Origin of the sequence: Acinetobacter sp. UBA3025, from assembly GCF_002367915.1 — a bacterium.
Classification (GTDB): Bacteria; Pseudomonadota; Gammaproteobacteria; order Pseudomonadales; family Moraxellaceae; genus Acinetobacter.
On record NZ_DFDO01000159.1, the window covers coordinates 742 to 2,964 of the forward strand.

Annotated in this window: 2 protein-coding genes; one reads left to right on the plus strand and one right to left on the minus strand. The window is 43.2% G+C overall.

Annotated features, from left to right (window positions below):
• A partial coding sequence (locus tag B4J23_RS06705) for an MFS transporter (RefSeq protein ID WP_291359483.1) occupies nucleotides 1-537 on the minus strand: 537 nt, incomplete at its 3' end.
• A gap of 346 nt (nucleotides 538-883) precedes the next feature.
• On the opposite strand from B4J23_RS06705, the gene B4J23_RS06710 reads away from it, so the two are divergent.
• Entirely contained in the window at nucleotides 884-2,053 is a 1,170-nt protein-coding gene (locus B4J23_RS06710) for a CaiB/BaiF CoA transferase family protein (RefSeq protein ID WP_291359485.1), read from the plus strand.
• Nucleotides 2,054-2,223: the final 170 nt, after the last annotated feature.

The following is a 2,223-nucleotide window of genomic DNA, read 5'->3' on the forward strand; positions in this document are numbered from 1 at the left end:
GCCATATTCAGGAATAATCCAACCTGCCAATACAGTAGCTACGATATAACCCACTGTCCATCCTGCCTGTAAGGTGCCGAGAATTGTAGTCCGGTATTTTGTTGGTACATATTCAGCCATCAGGGTACTGGCTGCAATATATAAAGACCCGATCCCAAACGCAGACAGGAAACGTAGTACGGCGAACTGTTCATAGTTTTGGGTAAAGCCCAAGGCTGCAGTTAATACTGAAAAGATCAGAATTGAAATAACGACTGTACGTACCCGGCCTAAACGGTCACAAGCCCAGCCACCAATAAAACCACCGATCGCCATACCCGCCAGTGTAAAACTGCCCAAGGTACCGGCTTGTAAATTACTTAAACCAAATTCTGCTTTTAGGCTGTTTAAGCTGAAGGATAGCAGTAGCATGTCTGCGCCATCGACCAAGAGTGCCAAAAAGGCAAATACAAAGGCAATCTGCTGGGTTCGTTTGGTAGTGGGTTTTATCTTTGCGAGTTGTCTTTCTAAAACTTGCTCTCTTACTAATTCCGTCATATTTAAATCTCTATTCCTATCCTTAGGTTTTTTCATTCTGATCTTGTGTATGCACACTTCTGTCTGCATGCGCTTTAAGCGCGATCCGTTTTCAAAGCACAGTACTTACTCCTGTTCTTATAGTCTCTTTCCCGAGACTTTTCCCTCTCCTGTTATTTTTGAATCGTATTTATTCTCTTCATCAGGCTAAAGAAGTTAGGATGATTTTTCAATCATTTTAGATGTTTTATTTTGTTAGACGAAATTAAGTATCATAAAGTTGATTGTTTTTCCATTTTCCTATAGCTTTAAAGCGATTATTAAAAACGACATGCAATCTAAATAACATCGAACAAGGAGCGTAACGATGGGTGCTTTAACAGGCTTTCGTGTACTGGATTTAAGCCGGATTTTGGCGGACTTAGGTGCAGAAGTGATTAAAATTGAAAAGCCTGATCATGGAGATGACACACGAATCTGGGGACCACCTTGGCTTAAAAATAATCAGCAGGAAGATACCCATGAATCGGCTTATTATCTTTCAGCCAATCGCGGTAAACATTCAGTTGCCATAGATTTATCTACTCCGGAAGGTCAACGCATTATCAAGAAACTCGCAGAACAAAGCGATGTAGTCATTGAGAACTATAAAACAGGTTCGTTGAAAAGATATGGTCTGGACTATGAGAGTCTGAGCCAGATAAATCCGCGGCTGGTGTACTGTTCCATTACCGGCTTTGGACAAAATGGTCCTCGTGCTCAAGAACCTGGCTATGACTTCATTGTTCAGGGTATGGGTGGCATGATGAGTGTTACGGGGGAACGTGATGACCTTCCAGGGGGTGGTCCGCAAAAAGCAGGTCTAGCCTTTGCTGATCTGGCCACTGGCTTATATGCTGCAATTGCGATTCAAGCTGCTTTATTGTCCCGTGACAAAACTGGTGAAGGTCAGCATATTGATATGGCACTGCTGGATACCCAGGTCGCTTCCCTCTCTGTTCTAGCCATGAATTATCTGACCTCAGGTAAAGTCCCTGGCCGCTTCGGAAATGCCCATGCCAATATTGTGCCTTATCAGGTGTTTAAAGCACAGGAAGGTGAGTTCATTATTGCCTGTGGGAATGACCTGCAATTTCAAGCGCTGTGTCAGGCCGTGGGTTTGAATAACGTGGCAGAAGATCCGCGCTTCTTGAAAAATTCAGGACGTGTTACACATCGTGAAGAACTCACCACTCTCTTACAGGCTCATTTCTACTCTCAACCGGCAAAACACTGGGTAGATCTTATTCATGCAGTCAAAGTCCCAGTGGGCATGATCAATAACCTGAAACAGGCTTTGGAAGAAGAACAGGTTCTGGCGCGTGAAATGGTCATTCAGATGCCGCATACTCTACGTGACGATTACACCTCGATTGGTTCGCCGATTAAACTTTCCAAGACCCCGGTAGAATATAAAAAAGCACCACCGTGTCTGGGTGAAGATACCGACGCCATCTTGAGCCAGTATTTAAGCCCTGCTGAAATGGAAGAGCTGTAAAGTAAAAAAGTCATCCAGCAGCGCTAAACTGCTCAGCAATAAAAAAAGGAATCGAAAGATCATTGCTGTCCCACAATTTTTCACAAGAGGAAGCTCATTTGAGCTTCCTCTTGTTTTATGGGTATTTTATCGGGTGAAAATAAAGCTTTTAAAGTTCTTCTTTCAAACAA

Coding starts and splice junctions, on each gene's coding strand:
- B4J23_RS06710 (WP_291359485.1), top strand. CDS start 884: ATGGGTGCTTTAACAGGCTTTCGTGTACTGGATTTAAGCCGGATTTTG.